The following is a 20,578-nucleotide window of genomic DNA, read 5'->3' on the forward strand; positions in this document are numbered from 1 at the left end:
TTGTCAGAGTGTTAAACGATGGTGAGAGATACCGGAAGACTGACGGCCGTTACTGGTAGGCAGCCTGCTTTTGTATTGGTAATTTCGACATAGTAGTAAGTGGTACCCGCTGGTCCGGAAGTATCGACGGCAAAGGTTTTACCGGTGGCGCCGTCAATCGGCTTGCCATCGGCATTGATGGCATCGGTGCTTTCAAACCACTGGTAGCTGAGTTCGCCGCCGTCAGTGACCTGTGCATCCACTGTAAAAGAAGCAGTGGTAACATCGGCCTTGGGAGTGCCAAGGGCAGCTTGGGCAGTTCGGGTCGCTTGGGCTAAACTGGTGGCTAAAGCGACACCGCTGAGCTGTGAAATGCTGGTTGGCTGTTCATTGATGGTTGGCATTTCAGATAAATCCGCAGCAGCTGGAGCAGTGGGACTGGTTTCGTCAACTGTTACTGGAGCAGTTGGGTCCGGCAAAACCGCCGGATCAGCGCTGGTAACAACGATACCGGCCAAGACCGTTACCGGTTCAGCATTTTCTGAAGAGATGACACAGGTATAATAGACCGTGCCGGGGGTACTTGATACCGGCGGGTCATAAATTGGACCTGTGATTTCTGGCATCGGAATTTCTGAATCGCCAAAGCGGTAAGACCATTGATAAGTTAAGGTCTTGGCTTCAGTAACACTGGCCTCGACAAAGATTGGCGCAGGATCTTCGTTTAAGTAGACCCGTTGGGACGACAGCTCAGAACTGGCAGTAATCAGAGGTTGAGCAGAAACGGTGAGGGCTATGGAAGCCTCAACATTATTCAGGTTGACATAACCAGCCGGCATGACCAGCGTTCCCGTATAGAGGGTTTCGCCAACCTTTTTAGTATCAACGGTGTTTGGCGTCCAGGTGACAGAACAGGGGAATACTTCACTGCCGTAGCCCTGAACAATGACCACCACTGGCAGGTTATAGCTGCTGTCATAAGCAATGGTCTCAGCAATCGCGTTGTTGGTGGCATTGATGGTATTAATCATGGTGACCGCAGCGATATTGGTTTTAACGGTGATTTTACAGGTATCGGTTTTATTGCCGTCCTGAGTTCGGGCAGTAATCGTGGCTTCGCCATTGGCTACAGGTGTGACAACCCCACTGGTAACCGTCGCAACATTAGTGTTGGAGGATTCCCAGATAATCGTTTGATTCGTCGCATTGGCCGGGAAAATAACGGTATTTAGTTTTAAGGTATTGCCCATAATCACATCGGCTTCCACCGGAGTTACCTGAATCGCTTCCACGGGGATAGTAATGGGTGGGCTGGGGGGAGTCGGCGGTGATGGTGGTTCGACAGGATCAACCGGGTTTAGAGGCGGTGCATCATATTTTGAGTTGATGATCGTTCCCGAACTACTGGAATCGGAATACCAGGTGCTGCTGCCACCGCTAGCTGAAATCGTATCGGCGGTACGGTTCGTGTTGGTTGATACCGTCAGTCCGCCATTGGCATCGGTAACCACCGGCTTGGTGGTTATATACACGACATCCGGGGTGATGGTACCAGTGATATTCAGAACATCATTGGTGGTGGCACTGGTGATACTGCCTTCGCCGGTAATTTCCACTCGGGTTTCGGTGGCCAGGGATGTAATTACGGCATTATTACCAAGGATGATACCGGTTCCTTCACCGGTTGTTGTTAACAAGACGGTTCCCACATTGGCATTAAGAGTCAGAGACACCTTCGATTCGGCGACAATTTTTTCAATAACGGCATTGCTTACCAAGGTGGAACCGCTGGCATTAGTGCCGAAACCAATCAATTTGGTCGGGGTATTCAGAAGGATATCGCTGATGCCCCGGGATTGGATGTTTTCAATGGTACCATTTTCCTGGGTGGTAATCGACGTTCGACTGGCGGCTTTATCGACATTCAGCGTTTTTACCCTGCTTTGGTTATCAACGATGATCGTGGCGGCAGCTCGGGCGGTGAGATTTTCAACCGTTGCTGCACCGAGAAGGACAATTTTTACCCCCTGTTTTTCGAGGATGATATTCTGGTAGGAACCGCCATCCAGATAAACGGTGCCGCTACCTTTGACTAACAATTCTCCCTGAACGGCTGAGTTCGTCAATCGGATATCGCCATCGATGACCGAGTCAACAACGGTCAGATTGCCGGTAAAACTGGCATTTTCAATGTTGACACCAGAAACCTTGATCTCCCCATTCTGATAGGTGGCTGTTTCGGTGTAGGTCCCCGCCACAGTATAGCTTTTCATTTCGCTTCCTTCTTGGCTGCAGCCGCGAACAAACAAAATGGCGGTCAGGAGGATAAGTAGGATAATAATAATAGAGATAATAGAGTTCTTTTTCATGACATTCCTTCCCTTTGTTTATTTTATATTTAAATTGAAATCACAGGTTCTCAGATTTATTCTAAGTGTAATGATTTTAGCACAAAATATTATTTTTGTAAATAGAATGTAACGAAGATGTAAAATAAAAATCGATATGTAAACAAAAATAAAAATCCCTTGGCGAAAATGATGACGTCATTATAAAATGTTGGTAATATGGCCAATCGTCATATTGATTAGCTGTTTATCAGGGATACTTTTGACGATCCAGTAGCTGTGAATAGTGATACAAGATTACATTTTGTATGCTTTTGCAATTGCACACTGCAAATTATTGTGGTATGATCAATTAAAATTCAAAACAAGAAATCTTTATACCATTTAAAAATGCGCAATTATATTATTAATTCAGAAAGAAAGGGTAATAAAATGAAAATTGAAGTAAAACAAGAAGGCGAATTATTTGTAGTAGAACTGGAAGGTCGAATGGACACCAATACCTCTCCGGAGTTTCAAAAAGAGATGGAAGCCTACTACAGCAAAGAAGGATTTCAAATGATCCTGGATTTTGATCATCTGGATTTTGTCAGTAGTGCCGGGTTAAGAGTATTGCTGTTGATCCAGAAAAAATCCAAGGCCCTTAATGGTAGTCTGGTGATTAAAAATGTTAAACCGGAAATTCAGGAAGTATTTGATATGACCGGTTTTTCAGATATTTTAACCATCGAATAAGGGTGAAAAAATGACAGCAGATAAAATTTCGGAAGGAATTCCGAATGACAGCTTTGATGCTTGTTGGGATGAGCGTATTCCTGAGCATTTAAAGGGAATGTCCAATGAACACTTAATCAAAAGTTTTTATATGATGGAAAAAACTCCTGAGGTAACACAATTGCGTGTGCTTCAGGATATTTTAAAATCTGCCCAAAATACTGAGTTTGGAAAAAAAATGGGTTTTTCGGAGATTAAAACAATTGATGATTTCAGAAACAGGGTGCCATTTTCGGACTATGCTCAGGTCGAAGGTGAAATCGAACGGCTTAAAGCAGGGGCACACGATGTTTTTTTTGACGGAGCAGCTGCCAGCTTTATTGCTACCAGTGGTTCCACCGGTATTCCAAAGCTATTGCCGGAAAGTAAAAACGGTGAACTGGTCAAGGGCCTGGTCTCACAGATTCGGGCCATCATATTATTAATGCTGGCTCCGGAAGTGATGGTTCCGGGAAAAAAGGTGCTGGCCATTGCCAACCCTTCGGAATATGGAAAAACTGAAGGCGGCATTCCAATAGGCTCAGCCTCAGGTCAGGCGACCAAGGATATGCCGGTTGAGATGTTAAAAAAAATGGTGTTACCGCCAGAAATGATGCTGGCGAAAGACCTGAGCAACGAGGCGACCGATTATCTAACGATTCGCTATGCTTTAGCAGAAAAGCATTTGGTTGGGGTCGTCTGCAGTAATATTGCTCACTTTAACATCTTGCTTAAAAAAATGAATGCCACTGCCGCTGACTTATTGGAGGATATCAGCACAGGTCAGATCTCTGAAAAAATCAGCATTGACCAGGCGCTGCGGGAAAAACTGGTTGCACATTTACAGCCAAACCCGGAGCGGGCGGAGGAGTTAAGAACGATTCTTGCGCAAAAAAAGACCCTTGATGTGGCGGAAATCTGGCCGGAATTTTCAGTCGTCTCCTGTTGGATGTCGTCCAGTGCAGCAAAAATTGTTGCCGATGTGAAAAAAATTTTACCCTCGACTGTTAAGTTTTTGGAGTGGGGCTATGGTGCCAGCGAAGGCAAGTTCAACATCCCTGACCGGCCTCAGGATGCGGCCGGATTACTGGCGCTTTTTGGTTATTTTTTTGAATTCTTGCCAGTGGGGTCAACAGATGGGAAAACGCGGTTGGCCCATGAATTGATAGAAGGTGATTATTACGAACTGATTATCACCTCTTATTCCGGGCTGTACCGTTACAACATGAAAGATATTGTCTGCGTCACGGAGATCAATGATCAGATCCCAAGGATTGTTTTTGTCTGTAAGGAGTCCGAATATCTGGCCATTGAAAACCAGAAAATGAGGATTTATGAAATCGAAAGAACCCTCCAGACGGTTGCTGCGAAGCAAAATGAAGAAATTCGTTTTTATCAGATTTTTTGGGATCAGGACAATAAAAAACTGGTCTTTATTCTGGAGCCTTATTCGAATACGCTTAACAGTGAGGTGTTCAAACAGGTATTGGAAAACCATTTGTTTGAGATGAATTTTTGTTATAAACAGTTAAGAGAAGCGTACCAACTGTTGGCAGCGGAGGTGATCCTTGTCAAAGATGGTTATCGGGACTCTTTGTTTACCCGATCGATTATGCCGGGTAAGAATGTCAATCAGACCAAGCTTCCGACTTTTGTAAAAAAATACCCGGAAAGTGACTGGATCACTTGCTGGGCAAAGGAAGGCGAAAAATGATAAAATTAATACCTAAACTGGTCTATTCTCTTAATATCAAAAAGGGCTATAAAAAAATCGAGAATTTTGATCATTTAACCCAAAATGCCCCCGAAATTAATAAACAGCTGATGCTTGATATGCTCAAAAAAAATGCCGATACTGAGTATGGCAAACGCTACCACTTTGATCAGATAAATACCATCGAAGACTATAAAAAAATGGTACCATTTTCCATTTACGATGATTATGCCCCCTATATCGAGCGGATGATTGCTGGCGAAACGGATCTGCTGACCACCGATAAGATCGTACACTATGCCCTGACCTCAGGCAGTGTAGATAATCCCAAGAAGATTCCGGTTTCGGAGCAAACCGTTGATCTGTACCGGGAATATGCCACCCAGTTCAGCTTTGCCATCATTGCCCGGGCTCTGGGGAAAAAGTGGCAACGGGGTCGTGGTCTGAATTTGATGGAAGTCAAATTTGAAACCCTGCCCAATGGTTTATTTGCCGGATCCATTTCGGGCCGGGGGGTTTACAGCATAAAAGATCTGCTGTTTCTGATGTTTACCTCGCCCAAAGAAATTGTCTTTCCCCGGGAAATTATGGATACCAAATATGCCCATCTCCGCTTTGCCCTGGAAGAACGGTCGTTATCGTATATTGCTTCAGCTTTTATGACAGCGGTATCGGATTTAATGAAATATCTGGAAATAAACTGGGAACTACTTGTTGATGATATTGAAAAAGGCACGATTCATCCCGATATAAAGATTCCGGATGATATTAAAGCCGAACTGCAAAAGCAGATTAAGCCCAACCCCAAACGGGCGGCTGAACTGCGAAGTGAATTTGAAAAAGGCTTTGAGACCCCAATTATTCCCCGCATCTGGCCGGAGCTGGCCTTTGTGCATGCCATCGGCAGTGGCGGATTTTCAGTCTATACCGATAAAATGCGTCATTATCTGGGAGATATTCCTATTTATTTTAGCGTCTATGCGGCCTCTGAGTCGATCATGGCGATCTGCAACGAAATGGAATCTCAGGAATTTGTGTTGATTCCGGACTCGGCCTTTTATGAATTTATTCCCGTCGATCAGGAAGAAGGCGAAGAAACCCTGACCATGGAGCAACTGGAAACCGGCAAGGATTATGAAATTGTTCTGACAAATACCTCGGGCTTTTATCGCTATCGGATCAAAGATGTGGTTCGGGTGGTGGGCTGGTATAAAAAATGTCCCAAGATCCAATTTGTCTACCGGCTTAACCAGATGGTCAGCATTGCCGGGGAAAAGACGACCGAAGAATGCATTTCCTGGGCGGTTAAAGAATTTGCCAAAGCCACCGACTGTGAACTGGTGGATTATTCGGTTTATGCCGATGTGGCGGTGTCGCCGGGACGCTATGTGATCTTTATTGAAGCAGAAAAACGCTTAGCCAGGGAAAAGTACCAGGAATATCGCCAAATTATGGAAGAGAAGCTGGGCACGGCCAACCCTTCGATTGGTTCCAAGGTAAAAAGTGGGGTCTTAAGTCCTTCAGAGATTTCCTTTGTTCAGGAAGAAACCTATGCCCTCTATCGTGATCTGATGATCATGCGGGGGATCTCCGGGAATCAGTTAAAACCGGTTCGGGTGATTGATACCCTGGTCAAAGAGAACTTCTTCTTTGCTTTAGTGGATAAGGAGTAGCCGATGGTCAGTTTATTGATTCGGTATTTAAAAGATTATCGACTCCAGATGATTCTGGTTTTTGTATTTGTCCTCAGCCAGGGGCATACCAATTGTATTTACCCACGATGATGGGGGATATTATCGAAAATGGTGTGGCCCAGGGGGATGTTGCCTATATTTTAAAAAGCGGCGCGATGATGCTGGCGGTTTCGCTGGTAGCGGCGGTTTGTATGGTGGCATCCAGCTACTACTCGGCCTATGTCACCGCTTCCTTTACCAGTCGGATCCGAGCCGATGTTTTTGACAAGGTCAAGAGTTTTTCTCAGACGGATTTTAATCGCTTTGGGGCTGCCACCCTACTAACCCGTTCGACCACTGATGCCACCCAGATGCAGATTGTGGTCATCAACGGTTTACGATCATTACTGCTGGTTCCGATCACCGGGGTTGGCGCTCTGGTGATGGCTTTTCGGGAGAATGTCACCCTGACCCTACTGCTTCTGGGATCGTTTTTGATTACGACGATCATCATCGGCTTGACCACTGCCCGCAGCATGCCCTTATTTAAGCTGATGCAGCAAAAAGTCGATCGGCTGAACCTGCTGATGAAAGAAAAACTGACCGGGGTTCGGGCGATCCGGGCCTTTAACCGCCAGGATTATGAAACAGAGAAATTTGGCCAGGCTAATCAGGAGGGGATGACTGCTGCCGTAAAAGCCAACTATGCAGTGGCTTTCTTTGCGCCGCTGATGCAGCTGATGATGAACCTGACGATGGTGATTATTTTGTGGCTGGGGGCTCAGGAAGTACAGCAGCAAATTGTCAGTCTCGGCGGATTGATGGTTTTTATTCAATATGTCTTAATGTTTATGTCAGCCCTGGGTCTGGTGTCGGCATTACTGATGGCCTATCCTCAGGCCGCTGTTTCAGCCACCCGGGTTAAAGAGGTGTTGGACTTTGACTTCTCAATTCAGGACCGGGAAGAACCAGTTGCATTAAAAAACGTTACCGGACGGATCGAATTTAAAGATGTCAGCTTTGGATATAGCGGTGCCGAGATCAATGTCTTGGAACGCTTGAATTTTATCGCCGAGCCGGGAAAAATAACTGCGATTGTCGGGGCCACCGGTTCCGGAAAAACCACCCTGGTCAATCTGATTATGCGACTTTATGAGGTTAGCACCGGGTCGATTGTGATTGATGGCGTTGATATTCGGGATTGCAGTCAGCATGATTTAAGAAGTATCATTGCCTATGCCCCACAGGAATCAGTGTTATTTAGTGGCACGGTGCACGAAAACATCCGGGTTGGCAAGGCTGACGCCAGTGAGGCGGAGGTCACTGAAGCCTTATCGATTGCCCAGGCCCTCGACTTTGTCAATGAACGGGAAGGCGGCCTAAACAGTACGATTTCCCAGGGGGGCAAAGATCTTTCCGGCGGCCAGCGGCAGCGGCTTTCGATTGCCCGGGCGGCGGTTAAAAAAGCTCCAATTACGGTTTTTGACGACTGTTTTTCGGCCCTGGATTTTAAAACCGATTCGCTGGTGCGCAAAGCCATTGGTGAGAAATTCGGCGATAAAACAGTGCTAATCGTCGCTCAGCGGATCAGTACCATTAAACATGCCGATCGCATTCTGGTGCTCGACAATGGTGCCATTGTTGGTCAGGGTAAACATGAGGAACTACTCCGTGACTGCCGGGTTTATCAGGAAATTCTGAAATCCCAATCCTATAGCGATGGGAAGGAGGAATCACTGTGAAAGCAAAAAGAAGAAAATACAGTTTTGGTGCCCTTGGCAAGCGACTGAGTCATTATTTAAACGATAAGCGGCATGTCATCTTTTTTGTGGCCGTTGCTTTGATTGCCAGCACTATTTTTGCGATCTTCGCTCCGGTGGTGACCAAAGATGTGACCGATAGTATTGCCGATAGTATTACTAAAAATTCGGATATTGATTTTTCCTATATCGGTCAGCAATTGCTGATTCTGGCAGCGCTTTACATCCTAAGTGCCGGGTTCGCCTATTATGCGACGATGCGCACCACCTATCTGTCGCAATTGGCAATCAAACGCCTGCGATCAGATATTCAGGAAAAACTCAATAAACTGACCCTGAATGTATTGGATCAGAGCGAACGGGGGGATCTGCTTTCTCGAGTCACCAATGATGCCACCACCCTTTCGGGGGCGCTGGAAAGTAATCTGACCCAGATTCTGGTTCAGGCGACCAGCATCATCGGGATAATTGTGATGATGCTGATACTCAATGTGCAGCTGAGTCTGATCTTTTTTGTGGCGATTCCATTGTCTTATTTTGTGATGAAATTGATCACTAAAAAAACTCAGGTGCTGTTTCGGCGGCAGCAAAAAGAACTGGGGGCCTTAAACGGACTGATTGAAGAGGTCTATGATGGTCATTTAATTGTCAAATCGTTTAACCACGAGGCAAAATCGTCAGAAAAATTTGATGCGATCAATCAGCGCTTCTTTAAGTCCTACCTGAGTTCCCGGTTTTATTCAGGCCTTAGCTCACCGCTGATGAAGCTGATCAATAACTTGGCCTATATCGGTATCTGTGTGGTTGGGGGGATTTTTGTTATTACTGGTACCATGACCATTGGGACGATTCAGGCCTTCCTGATCTATGCCAATAATATTGCCAGCCCCACGGCCCTGATTTCCAATAACCTGAACTTTATTCAGGCCGGGGCGGCAGCGGCTGAACGAATTTTTGAGTTTCTTGATCAGGAAGAAGAACAGCCAGATCTGGGCACAGAGGTACTGGATGTGACCACGGCATCCGGCCGGATTGAGTTTAACCATGTCGAGTTTGGCTATATTCCTGAACGAACCCTGTTTCATGATGTGTCGTTGACCGCCGAGCCGGGCGAAATTCTGGCGGTGGTGGGTCCCAGCGGGGCCGGAAAGACGACCCTGGTCAATCTGTTGATGCGTTTTTATGAAATTAATCAGGGCAGCATCTTACTGGAAGGAAAAAACGTTAAAAATCTGACCCGACCTAATTTAAGATCTGCTTTTGGGATGGTGCTCCAGGATACCTGGCTGTTCGATGGAACAATCGAAGAAAACATTGCTTATGGAAAAAGCGGGGCAACCCGGGACGATGTGATCGCGGCAGCAAAAAAAGCGCAGTGTGATGAATTTATCAGAAAATTGCCGCTGGGCTATGAGACCCGGATCGGTGGCGATTTTACCACCTTGTCTGAAGGGGAATGCCAGCTTCTAGCCATTGCCCGGACAATTATTGCCGATCCCAAGGTGCTGATACTGGATGAGGCGACCTCGTCGGTGGATACCCGAACCGAAATCCTGATCACCCAGGCCATGGAAGCGATGATGAAGGGACGAACCACCTTTATTATTGCCCACCGACTCTTTACCATTAAAAATGCCGATAAGATTATTTTTATGAAAGAAGGCGATATTAAGGAGGTCGGCAGCCATGCCGAGTTGATGAAGCTGGGTGGTTTATACGCTCATTTGTATTTAAGTGCATCAGATAATTAAAAGCTCAGATAAATAAATAGGTAATTGCGAAAGTACTGTGAGCTCTGTGCACAGTTTCGCACGAAACAATTTCTACACTGTACGGCGGACAGTTCGATGAACTGTTCGCCTACACGTTACAAAATTGTTTGTGGAAACTGTACACTGAGCAACCATCACTCGATGTTTTATAATTTAGCAAATACCTAAGACAAAAAAATCAAGGAGGTAAAAATGAAAGGTTGGTTATTAAGAAATCCCGGTAAATTGGAAGATCCTTCAATTGTGAAAATTATGAAGGTGGTGGAAGAACTCCATGTCGATCTGACGGTGGTTGATCCGCTTACGATCCATGTGGTCTGTGACCATGACTTTGATGGAAAACTCTATGTCGGGGACGAAATCATGGAGGTGCCGGATTATGTGGTGGCAGCCTTCTTTACGGAAAAAAACTATCATACCGCAGCAGCATTGCGAATGCTGGAATCACTGGGGGTACTGTGCATCAATTCGTATGACGCCATCAAAAATGTCGACGACAAGCTGCTGACCTTTCAGTTGGTCGCCGAGTCGATTGAAGCGGTCTGCTTCCCTAAAACCCTATTGGTCACCGAGTATACCGAAGCGTCCTTTGTCAGCAAACTGTTTGACTATCCCGTGGTGATGAAGGTGATGCATGGCAGTAAGGGCAAAGGGGTGGTGCTGGTTAACAATGAAAAAGAACTGGATAACCTGATTAGTATGAGTACCGCCAGTGAAATTGGTGATCAGATTATTATTCAGGAGTGTATTAAAGCCTCCTCGGGTCGGGATCTTAGAATGATTCTGGCCAACGGAAAGTTTGTTAAATCATTTATCCGCCAGAATGAAAAAAGCTTTCGATCGAATCTGGCCAAGGGCGGTCATATCGTCGAATACACCCCACCGGCCGCAGTGATTGAGGCCGCCGAGAAGGTGGCCCAGCTGCTTAAAATCAATATGGGCAGTGTCGATTTTCTCTTTGGCGAAAATGATACCTTCTATTTATGTGAAGCCAATGCGATGCCGGGAGTGGCTTTTGACATTAAGGTGATGTTTGCTGATTTAATGAAGCAGGTCAAGGATCGCCCGGAACCGCTGTGGAAAAAACGTCTGCGGGAAGGTGGCAAAACATGTTAGGCTGGTTATTAGTTAATCACGAAACCCTGGCTGAACCGTCAATCCAGACAATTATTGCGCTGATTGACAAGATGGGTGTCAATATTCGTACGGTTGACGTCAGTGAGGTTCAGGTGATGTGTGAACCGGGTGCAAGCCAGCATTGTTTTATTGGTGGTGAAGCAGTGGATATTCCGGACTTTTCCTTGTCAGCTTTCTTTGGAGGAAATAATTACCACAGCAAGGCGGTGGTTAAAATGTTGGAATCCCTGGATGTACTGTGTGTCAATAGCTCCGAAAGTCTGAATAACACGGCTGATAAGCTGCTGACCTTTCAAAAACTGGGGGCCGCCAATCAGGGCTTCTTATTCCCCAAAACGGTGCTGATGACCCCCAAAACATCACCGTCTTTTATTGCCAGCGAACTGGGACTGCCCTGTGTGGTCAAGGTGATGCATGGCAGTAAGGGGAAAGGGGTGGTACTGATTAAAACCGAAAAAGAACTGGAGAATATTCTGGATCTTTACGCCGCCATGAATTTTGATGATCACATCCTGATTCAGGAGTGTATCGCCGCTTCAAAGGGCCGGGACATGCGGATTATGCTAAGTGGTGGAAAATTCTCCACCGCTTACATTCGGGATAATGGCGACAATTTTAAATCCAATCTGTCCCAGGGTGGCGATCTGCAGTTTATTACGCCACCGGCAGCGGTGGTGGAAATTGCCGAGCAGGCAGCCGCAGTGCTGGATATTTACTTTGGCAGCATTGATTTTCTGTTTGGCGAAAACGACACGTATTACATCTGTGAAGCCAACTCGATGACCGGGCTGACCTATTCCAAGGATGCCCTTAGCAACAGCCAGAGTAATCCGCTGCTGCTGACCCTGAAGAATATTATGGCGGAAGCCCAGAAGCGAAAAATGAAATAGAATCATTGATGAACAGTCGATATCTTGCGGGATAGTCGGCTGTTTTTTCTTAAAAAAATTGCTGGAGGATAGAAAAAATGATCCATACCTTTGAACCAGTTTATAATAAGAACTCAAAAAGTTTGATCCTGGGAACCTTCCCGTCAGCAAAATCACGGGAACACGGTTTTTACTACCAGCACCCTCAAAACCGGTTCTGGAAGGTTATGAGTGCCCTGGTTGGCTGGCCGATCCCGGGCACGATTGAAGAACAAAAAAGGATGTTACTGGAAAATCAGATTGCACTATGGGATGTAATCTATTCCTGTGATATTGATGGCTCAAGCGACAGCTCAATCAGAAATGTGGTGCCAAATGATATCCGGGCATTATTGGACCAGTCCGCCATCAAAACGATTTATGCCAACGGCGGCAAGGCTTATGAATTGTATAACCGGTATTGTTATCGGGAAACCGGCGAAAAGATCATCAAGTTGCCTTCTACCAGCCCTGCCAATGCCAGTTATTCCCTGGAAAAACTGGTAGCGTGTTGGGGTGAACGGATAAACTTGTAGTGTTGGTTTGGTGGTAATTTATTCTTGATACAGTTTGATCTGGTTACGACCGTTTTCTTTAGCCTGATATAGAGCTTGATCAGCCTTCAAGATAAAATCTTCTAGAACAGTGGTTTCATTGCTGTGGTTTTCCCGACGGGTTTCAGTGACAACATAACCGATGCTTACAGTAACAACCCCAAAGGGAGAGGCTTCATGCCTGATTTGCAGGTCTTGAATTGATTGGCGGATCGCTTCGACCAGCGGTGTTATGCACTCAAGATCAGCCAGTATAATGATGGTAACAAATTCTTCACCGCCATAACGGGTGGTCAGCCCCTCGAATGGATAGTGCGACAGACACTGGGCGACCTGTATCAGGCATTGATCTCCCTGTAGATGGCCATAGGTGTCATTATAGTTTTTAAAATAATCAATATCGACCATCAGCAGGGCAAACGAGGTGTGGGGATGATCTGAATAGTAACTTTCCAGCTTCCGGCGGTTGGGAATTCGGGTCAGACCATCCAGGTTGATGAGATATTCCAGTTCTTTTTTCTGATCCAGGATGGTCTGAGTACTGGCGAGCTGTGTCAGTTTTGAAGTTAGGATTGTCTGGGCAATGACAACGGCAAAAGCGGTGCTGGCAATCACATTGACAAAGTTTCCCTGAACCAACAGGATAGAACCAGGGGTAAACAAAATGGATAGTACCAGAACCAGGAAACTGGGTGCGATGATACAAATCATTTCCGGCAAGGAGAGGTATAAAAAGCTGCCAATCAGTAAAATATTAATCAGATAGAGAAAGGTGGAGCCTTGTTCGACTGATAAAACGGCGGTGATTAAACTGGCAAAGAGCAGACAGAGTCCGGTGGCGCCATAAAAAAAGATGAACTGTCTTTTCTTTATGGCCTCAGGAGAATGGGGGCTTCCAACGCCGATGATATAAATAATACTGGCCAGAATCCAGCAGATTCGCAAAGTCGCCTCGATGGTTGTTAACCCGCTAAAACCACGGTCTAAATAATAGAGCACTAACAATAATAAATTGACAGATGAACCGATGATCCCAATAATTTTTAAGCGCTTGACATTATCGCACATCAAGGTTTTCCTTAATCGTGTGGATTGTGTTTTTTCATAAGCAGCATAAGGATTGAGTGTCTGAATTACCGAATGCAGTGTTTTCATAGGGCTCCTTTATTTCAATGACAATTTTTAAGCTTATTTTAACAGATATCATCGATGAAGAGAAAAGAAATCTCTGTGAGGAGAGATTATTTTAAGTTTTGGAAGGGCAAAATTCTAATGGTATGGTGATACGAGTGTTCAATTTCATCTTCCACCCGCAGGCATAAAAAAAGAGAACCATAAACGGCTCTCTAATGCAATTCTTATTGGTGGAGATGAGGGGACTCGAACCCCTGGCCTTCTGACTGCCAGTCAGACGCGCTCCCAGCTGCGCCACACCCCCAAAACTTTATAACTTTTGGACACTTGTATAGTATACTGGAGTTGACACCGAAATGCAAGTGTTTTTTAAAAGAATATGATAAAATCTCACTTATATTTTATCTGTGGATAAAGTTGGTGGAAAAGTACTGGTTATAAGATGTTAGTCGAAGTAAAATTAAGTTTTTGATTACAACCGATAAAATTCGGAGTGGTTGAAATGGCTGGGGTCAAGAAAATATCTGATTTACCTAAAACAACAATAAATAATAAAATACGAAGCAAGATAATGCTGATACAAAGCAAAATATTCTAAAACAGTAAAAAAAATGCCAAAAATTTCCTGTATGTGTTATAATATTACTCAGTGGAAATCGATGTAAAATGAAAATTATGGGATTATTGTCTAAAGGGGTTGTTTTATGAGAGTCTTACTTAAGATTACTGACATTATTGACGTAGAGGTGCTACAAAGAATTCAGGATTCTTTTTCAGATGCCACCGGACTCGCCGCTGTAACAGTTGATTACAAGGGTAATCCGATTACGGAATACAGTAATTTTTCAGAATACTGTACCTGTGTCAGAAAAGAAAGTAGTAACCGGGAGTGCTGTTTTCAGTCGGATGCCCATGGCGGTATTGAATCGGCACGATCGGGAAAACCATCGATTTACATTTGTCATGGTGGACTGGTAGATCTTGCCGTACCCATCATGGTAAAGGGAAATTATCTGGGTGCAATTATGGCCGGCCAGGTAAAAATTGATGAAGAAGAAATGAAGCGTCTGCCTTTTGGTACCAGCCATGAATTAACTGATTTTTCAAAAAACCCTGAAATTTTAGATTTGTATGACAAAACCTTAAAAACGACATTAACTCAGGTAAGAGCAGCGGCAGATCTGCTGTACACCATTGCCAATTATTTGGTTGAGAAACAGATGATTCACATTATCCAGGAGGAATTGCATAATAAAAACCTGGAATTAATGGAAGAGGTTAAATTACGCAGTGAGGTTGAAGCTTCCCTAAAAGAAGCCGATTTAAAAGCCTTACAGGCACAAATTAATCCGCATTTTCTGTTTAATGTTTTAAATACCATTGGTCGTCTGGCCCTGCTGGAAGGTGCAGATAAAACTCAGGAAATGATTTATGCGTTTTCCGATATGATGCGATACACTCTAAAAAAGGAAAAAAATAATGTCGTCACGCTTAAAGAAGAGATGGAGCATGTGCAAAACTATCTGTCAATTCAGAAAATGCGTCTGGGTAATCGTCTGAATTACTTAGTGAAAGTGGATGAAATGGCGGAAGATATCTTATGTCCGTTTATGACTGTTCAACCATTTGTAGAAAATGCCATTATTCATGCGATTGAACCCAATGCCAAGGGTGGCGAAGTTCGAATAACAGCGGATATCCTTAAAGAAATCGCCATTTTAAAGATTGTGGATGATGGTAAAGGGATTCCGGATGATCGCATCCATAAAATTTTGGACGGAACCTATGAAGCGGATGGACGGGAAAAGAACACCGGAATCGGGATTAATAATGCAAATAAACGACTGATGTATTACTATGGCGTTGATTATGGGGTTGAAATAAAAAGTGAACTGGAAAAGGGCACTGAAATCACTATTAAGATACCTCGTAAATCTCTAACGGGGAGGGGATTATAATCATGTATAAACTGTTTATTGTTGAGGACGAGCATTTAGAAATTGAAGCGATTAAACTCATTCTTAGTCAACACGGCGAAAATATTGAAGTTATTGGCGAAGCATCTTCAGGATTGGTGGCAATTGAAGAAATCCGTCGTTTAAATCCGGATATTATCCTGTTGGATATTAACATTCCGGAAATTAATGGTATTGATGTATTAAAAACGATAAAAAAGGAAGACCATGAAAAGAAGGTCATTTTGATAACGGCATTTAATGAATTTGATTTTGCGCATCAGGCCATCAAGGCTCGGGTCGATGATTTTCTGTTAAAGCCGATTCGCCCCCAACAACTGATGGATTCCATAAATCAGAGCATTGCTTCATTAAAGAATAACGCCAAAGAACGTTTTGATGAAAAAATGAATGAAGTTATTTTTGCTATTATCCAGAAAAAATACAGTGATGCCAGAACGGCCCTGATCAGTTATCTGGACATGATTTATGATTACCATACCTATGATATTATGTCGGTACAGGCAGAAATCAAACATTTTATGGAGGAACTTAATATTGTGACCCAGGATATGTGCGGTTACGAGCTGAATAGTCCTCTTTGTTCAAGCAATAATATGCAATTTGTCAATGGGTATAAAAATCGTTATGATCTGAAAATCGAAATCATGAAAACTATTGACAAGGTTTTTGATCGGATGCTTGATAATAAAGAAACCCGTAAAAACAATATCGAAGATATTCTTAACTATATTGACCGGAACTGTTACAAGGATATTTCCCTTGATCAGGTTGGGGAGTATGCCAATATGAGTTCCTACTATTTAAGTAAGATCTTTAAAAAGGAAACTGGGGTTAATTTTGTAACCTATTTAACAGAACGTAAAATTGAAATCGCAAAGGATATGCTGGCAAATACCGATGTTCCAATTATCAATATAGCACTGGATCTTTCTTACCACGAACCGAATTATTTTAGCAAGGTATTTAAAAAGAGCACCGGGATGACTCCCACCGAGTATCGGAAAGAGCGACGTGGAACGGCGCTTGAGGAAGATGAACAGTTAGGGAATAACCATCCCAAAGATGAAAAATTCGCCGAAAAACATCGGGAAGTATCCTGATAAAAAAAGCAACAGAATAAGTAAAAAATATTGAACAGGAAAACCTGAGGGTGAACCTGTTCTTTTTATGTCAAAAAAACAGAACGGATTACATTAAAGTGCAGGTGTTTGACAAAATATTCCACTGTATTTTTATGAACAGATACAAAAAACAGCGACAGTAAAAGGTTTTCAAGATGTATCGCAGAAATCCAGAATATTTTTATAAGAACAGCACAAGTAATTATCATCGACTTTGCATTAGAATATAGGTAGTTCAGTAACAAAATCTTGTAATTAAGGAGGATAGAGCTTATGACAAACGAAGCTTTAGGCATGATCGAAACCAAAGGTCTGGTGGCAGTAATTGAAGCTGCTGATGCAATGGTTAAATCAGCTAACGTATCATTAGTAGGCTACGAAAAAATCGGTTCTGGGTTAGTAACTGTTATGGTTCGTGGTGATGTTGGAGCTGTTAAAGCTGCAGTTGATGCAGGTGCTGCGGCAGCTGACAAAGTTGGACAAGTTGTTTCAGTACACGTAATCCCAAGACCACACGGTGATGTGGAGAAAATTTTACCAAGTCTATAATATTTTATAATTACGGAGGTGTAAATTAATGAAAGATGATTTAATGAACAAATTGATGGAAGAAGTTATGAAGAAAATGAGTGAAGTTGAAGAAACAGGCACAGTTGCCGCTGCAACCGGTGTTTGCGGATTAACTGAGTTTGTTGGTACTGCAGTAGGAAACACAATTGGTTTTGTTATTGCAAACGTGGACAGAACTTTACATGAAGCAATGAAAATTGATCCTAAATACAGATCAATCGGTATTCTTTCCGCCAGAACTGGTGCTGGTCCTCAGATCTTCGCTGCTGACGAAGCTGTAAAAGCGACTAATTGCGAAGTTGTTTCTTGTGAATTGGCAAGAGACACTGAAGGTGGTGCAGGTCATGGTTCTTTAATTATCTTTGGTGCAGAAGATGTATCTGATGCAAAACGTGCTGTTGAAGTTGCTCTTAACGACTTAAACAGAACCTTCGGAGATGTATATGCAAATGCTGCCGGACATCTGGAATTCCAGTATACAGCCCGTGCAAGCTTCGCTTGTAATATGACTTTAGGTGCTCCAATCGGAAAAGCCTTCGCAATTATTGTTGGTGCTCCAGCTGGTATCGGCGTATTAATGTCAGATGCTGCTTTAAAAGCTGCTAACGTAGAACTTTGTGGTTATGCTTCACCTGATAATGGCGGTACTAAATTCTCGAATGAATCAATGATCTTCATTTCTGGAGACGCTGGCGCAGTTCGTCAAGCCGTATATGCTGCTAGAGAAGTTGGTAAACAAGCTTTAGAAGCTCTTGGCGGTCCTTGCCCACCTGTAACAACTCCTTATATTTAAGTAGCTGTTGTTAGTTTTCTAAGAAAGAAGGAGGAATAATGACTATGAAGTCAAAAAGATTTGAAGCTTTAGCAGCTCGTCCAGTCAAAAAGGATGGTTTCGTTAAAGAATGGCCAGAAGTCGGTCTAATTGCAATGAACAGCCCTCAAGATCCAACACCAAGTCTGGTTGTTGAAAATGGGGTAGTTGTTGAACTGGATGGAAAAAAACGAGCTGATTTTGATATGCTTGATACATTCATCGCTAACTATGCAATTCGTTTAGAAAAAGCCCAGGAATATATGGCAATGGATTCTTTAAAAATTGCCAATATGCTTGTTGATATTAATGTACCAAGAGACGTTGTTGTTGATATTACAACATCAATCACTCCTGCAAAAATTGTAGAAGTACTTGGTCATATGACAGTGTTAGAAATGATGATGGCTCAAAGTAAAATGCGAGCTCGTTTAATGCCTTCTAACCAATGCCACGTTACTAACGTAAAAGATAACATGGTTCAAATCGCTGCTGATGCTGCAGAAGCTGCTATCCGTGGATTTGACGAAATGGAAACAACAGTAGGCATCGGTCGTTATGCGCCATTTAATGCGCTTGCCATCATGGTTGGTGCAAATGTTGGTCGTCCTGGTATCTTAACACAATGTGCTGTTGAAGAAGCGACCGAACTTGACCTCGGTATGAAAGGTTACACTGCTTACGCTGAAACGATTTCTGTATATGGTACAGAACCAGTTTTCATGGACGGTGATGATACACCATATTCTAAAGCTTTCTTGGCATCAAGCTACGCTTCCCGTGGTTTGAAAATGCGTTTTACATCTGGTTCCGGATCAGAAGTACAAATGGGTTATGCAGAAGGCAAATCTATGCTTTATCTTGAAGCGCGATGCTTATACATCACTAAGGGTGCCGGCGTACAAGGAAGCCAGAATGGTTCAGTTTCTTGTATCGGTGTTCCAGCTGGTGTACCAGGCGGTATCCGAGAAGTATTGGCTGAAAACTTATTGGCAGCATGCCTCGATTTAGAGTGTGCTTCTTCTAATGACCAGACCTTTACTCACTCTGACTTACGACGAGTTGCTCGTTCATTAATGCAAATGGTACCAGGAACTGACTACATCTGTTCTGGTTACTCTGCTACACCTAACTATGATAATATGTTTGCAGGCTCTAACTGGGATGCAGATGATTATGATGATTGGAATGTCATCCAACGTGACTTAAAAATCGATGCCGGTTTACAACCTGTTGATGAAGATACAGTTGTTGCTGCACGTGCTAAAGGCGCTCGCGCAATGCAGATCCTATTCAGAGAATTAGGCTTGACCGAAATCACTGATGCTGAAGTTGAAGCTGCAACTTATGCTCGTGGATCTCAAGACATGCCGGACCGTGATGTTGTAGCTGACTTAAAAGCTGTTGAAGATTTAATGAATCGCGGTGCAACTGCGGTTGACTTCATTAAAGCTCTAGACCGAGGTGGCATGAGAGATGTCGCTGAATCGATCTTTAACATCCAGTTACAGAAATGTGCTGGTGACTACTTACACACTGCTTCTAAATTAAGCTCTACATGGGAATGTATTTCAGCAGTAAACTATCCAAATACCTATCATGGAGTAAAAACTGGTTATGTAATCAGTGATGAAAGATGGGCACAAATCCAAGATATTCCATGGGCTGTTGACCCAGCAAGCATATAGGAAGGGGTGTAATAAAATGGCTATAAACGAACAAATGTTAAAAAGCATTATTGAAGATGTTTTAAAAGAAATGACAGGCGCTGCGCCAGCTTCCGCACCAGCTGCATCTGCTGCCGGCGCTGTGAAACTTTCTCCAGTCGGAGAAGCAAAACAGGGAATGGCAAGTGATGAAGTAGTGATTGGTTTGGCTCCTGCTTTTGCAGATTCTCAAACCGTAACCATCACCGGAATTCCGCATGATAAAGTTCTTAAAGAAATCATCGCTGGTATTGAAGAAGAAGGTTTAAAAGCCCGAATTATTAAAGTTTACCGAAGTTCTGACGTTGCTGTTTGCGGCCACACGGCTGCTAAACTGTCTGGATCTGGAATCGGCATTGGCTTACAGTCAAAAGGCACTTCTTTGATTCACCAAAAAGATTTACCACAGTTAAGTAACTTGGAATTATTTTCTCAAGCACCATTGATCGACTTGGAAACATATCGAATGATTGGGAAAAATGCTGCAAAATATGCCAAAGGCGAAAGCCCGGCACCTGTTCCAGTAAGAAACGACCAGATGGCTCGTCCAGCTTACCAGGCAAAAGCAGCCTTATTACATATCAAAGAAACTGAACATGTTGAAGCCGGTAAAAAAGCCGTCGAACAACAAGTTTCGTTTGTATAAGTGGAGGTGACCA

General features: G+C 43.7%; 16 protein-coding genes and 1 tRNA gene. 14 read left to right on the forward strand and 3 right to left on the reverse strand.

Going from position 1 to position 20,578, the window contains the following annotated elements; translation table 11 throughout:
• Positions 1-11: 11 nt before the first annotated feature.
• On the reverse strand, positions 12-2,252 hold the full coding sequence (locus tag CHL1_RS04620) for an Ig-like domain-containing protein (protein ID WP_250934922.1): 2,241 nt from the start codon (positions 2,250-2,252) through the stop codon (positions 12-14).
• Positions 2,253-2,759: 507 nt separating this feature from the next.
• Here CHL1_RS04620 and CHL1_RS04625 point away from each other — a divergent pair.
• From CHL1_RS04625 to CHL1_RS04660, 8 genes are all read left to right on the forward strand, one after another.
• The gene (locus CHL1_RS04625; protein WP_070371936.1) at positions 2,760-3,062 is read left to right on the forward strand and encodes an STAS domain-containing protein; all 303 of its coding nucleotides are present in this window, start codon (positions 2,760-2,762) and stop codon (positions 3,060-3,062) included.
• Between the two features lie 10 nt (positions 3,063-3,072).
• Positions 3,073-4,794 carry a GH3 auxin-responsive promoter family protein gene (locus tag CHL1_RS04630; protein ID WP_250934924.1) on the forward strand — a complete coding sequence of 574 codons (1,722 nt, stop codon included), beginning with the start codon at positions 3,073-3,075 and terminating at the stop codon, positions 4,792-4,794.
• Positions 4,791-6,467 carry a GH3 auxin-responsive promoter family protein gene (locus tag CHL1_RS04635; RefSeq protein WP_070371818.1) on the forward strand — a complete coding sequence of 559 codons (1,677 nt, stop codon included), beginning with the start codon at positions 4,791-4,793 and terminating at the stop codon, positions 6,465-6,467. Before CHL1_RS04630 ends, CHL1_RS04635 begins: the two co-directional genes overlap by 4 nt.
• Positions 6,468-6,559: 92 nt before the next feature.
• Positions 6,560-8,209 carry an ABC transporter ATP-binding protein gene (locus tag CHL1_RS04640; RefSeq protein ID WP_250934926.1) on the forward strand — a complete coding sequence of 550 codons (1,650 nt, stop codon included), beginning with the start codon at positions 6,560-6,562 and terminating at the stop codon, positions 8,207-8,209.
• Positions 8,206-9,978 (forward strand): ABC transporter ATP-binding protein, encoded by a 1,773-nt coding sequence (locus CHL1_RS04645; protein WP_070371820.1) that lies wholly within the window; start codon positions 8,206-8,208, stop codon positions 9,976-9,978. The genes CHL1_RS04640 and CHL1_RS04645 overlap by 4 nt, the downstream gene beginning before the upstream one ends.
• A 213-nt stretch (positions 9,979-10,191) precedes the next feature.
• Complete coding sequence (locus tag CHL1_RS04650) at positions 10,192-11,115, forward strand: ATP-grasp domain-containing protein (protein ID WP_070371821.1); 924 nt, start codon at positions 10,192-10,194, stop codon at positions 11,113-11,115.
• Positions 11,109-12,026 (forward strand): ATP-grasp domain-containing protein, encoded by a 918-nt coding sequence (locus tag CHL1_RS04655; RefSeq protein ID WP_070371822.1) that lies wholly within the window; start codon positions 11,109-11,111, stop codon positions 12,024-12,026. Before CHL1_RS04650 ends, CHL1_RS04655 begins: the two co-directional genes overlap by 7 nt.
• A 77-nt stretch (positions 12,027-12,103) precedes the next feature.
• Complete coding sequence (locus CHL1_RS04660) at positions 12,104-12,580, forward strand: DNA-deoxyinosine glycosylase (RefSeq protein ID WP_070371823.1); 477 nt, start codon at positions 12,104-12,106, stop codon at positions 12,578-12,580.
• Positions 12,581-12,598: 18 nt separating this feature from the next.
• Here the strand turns inward: CHL1_RS04660 and CHL1_RS04665 are convergent, their stop codons facing one another.
• Both CHL1_RS04665 and CHL1_RS04670 read right to left on the reverse strand, forming a co-directional pair.
• Complete coding sequence (locus CHL1_RS04665) at positions 12,599-13,753, reverse strand: GGDEF domain-containing protein (RefSeq protein ID WP_084633678.1); 1,155 nt, start codon at positions 13,751-13,753, stop codon at positions 12,599-12,601.
• A 207-nt stretch (positions 13,754-13,960) separates the two neighbouring features.
• Positions 13,961-14,036, reverse strand: a tRNA-Ala gene (locus CHL1_RS04670).
• 400 nt (positions 14,037-14,436) lie between these two features.
• Here CHL1_RS04670 and CHL1_RS04675 point away from each other — a divergent pair.
• The 6 genes from CHL1_RS04675 (at position 14,437) to CHL1_RS04700 (ending at position 20,565) form a co-directional block, all read left to right on the forward strand.
• The gene (locus CHL1_RS04675; RefSeq protein ID WP_070371825.1) at positions 14,437-15,690 is read left to right on the forward strand and encodes a sensor histidine kinase; all 1,254 of its coding nucleotides are present in this window, start codon (positions 14,437-14,439) and stop codon (positions 15,688-15,690) included.
• Positions 15,691-15,692: 2 nt separating this feature from the next.
• Positions 15,693-16,811, forward strand: a complete 1,119-nt coding sequence (locus tag CHL1_RS04680; RefSeq protein WP_070371826.1) for a response regulator transcription factor — start codon at positions 15,693-15,695, stop codon at positions 16,809-16,811.
• A 294-nt stretch (positions 16,812-17,105) separates the two neighbouring features.
• Positions 17,106-17,381: an ethanolamine utilization microcompartment protein EutM gene (gene eutM, locus CHL1_RS04685; RefSeq protein ID WP_070371827.1), complete on the forward strand. Its 276-nt coding sequence runs from the start codon at positions 17,106-17,108 to the stop codon at positions 17,379-17,381.
• Between the two features lie 28 nt (positions 17,382-17,409).
• Positions 17,410-18,195 carry a propanediol utilization microcompartment protein PduB gene (gene pduB, locus CHL1_RS04690; RefSeq protein WP_070371828.1) on the forward strand — a complete coding sequence of 262 codons (786 nt, stop codon included), beginning with the start codon at positions 17,410-17,412 and terminating at the stop codon, positions 18,193-18,195.
• A 44-nt stretch (positions 18,196-18,239) separates the two neighbouring features.
• Positions 18,240-19,901, forward strand: coding sequence for a propanediol/glycerol family dehydratase large subunit (locus CHL1_RS04695; protein ID WP_070371937.1), 1,662 nt, complete (start codon positions 18,240-18,242; stop codon positions 19,899-19,901).
• 16 nt (positions 19,902-19,917) lie between these two features.
• Positions 19,918-20,565 (forward strand): propanediol/glycerol family dehydratase medium subunit, encoded by a 648-nt coding sequence (locus CHL1_RS04700; protein ID WP_070371829.1) that lies wholly within the window; start codon positions 19,918-19,920, stop codon positions 20,563-20,565.
• The last annotated feature ends 13 nt before the right edge of the window (positions 20,566-20,578 follow it).

It is taken from the genome of Acetobacterium wieringae, from assembly GCF_023700225.1.
GTDB classification, from domain to species: domain Bacteria; phylum Bacillota; class Clostridia; order Eubacteriales; family Eubacteriaceae; genus Acetobacterium; species Acetobacterium wieringae.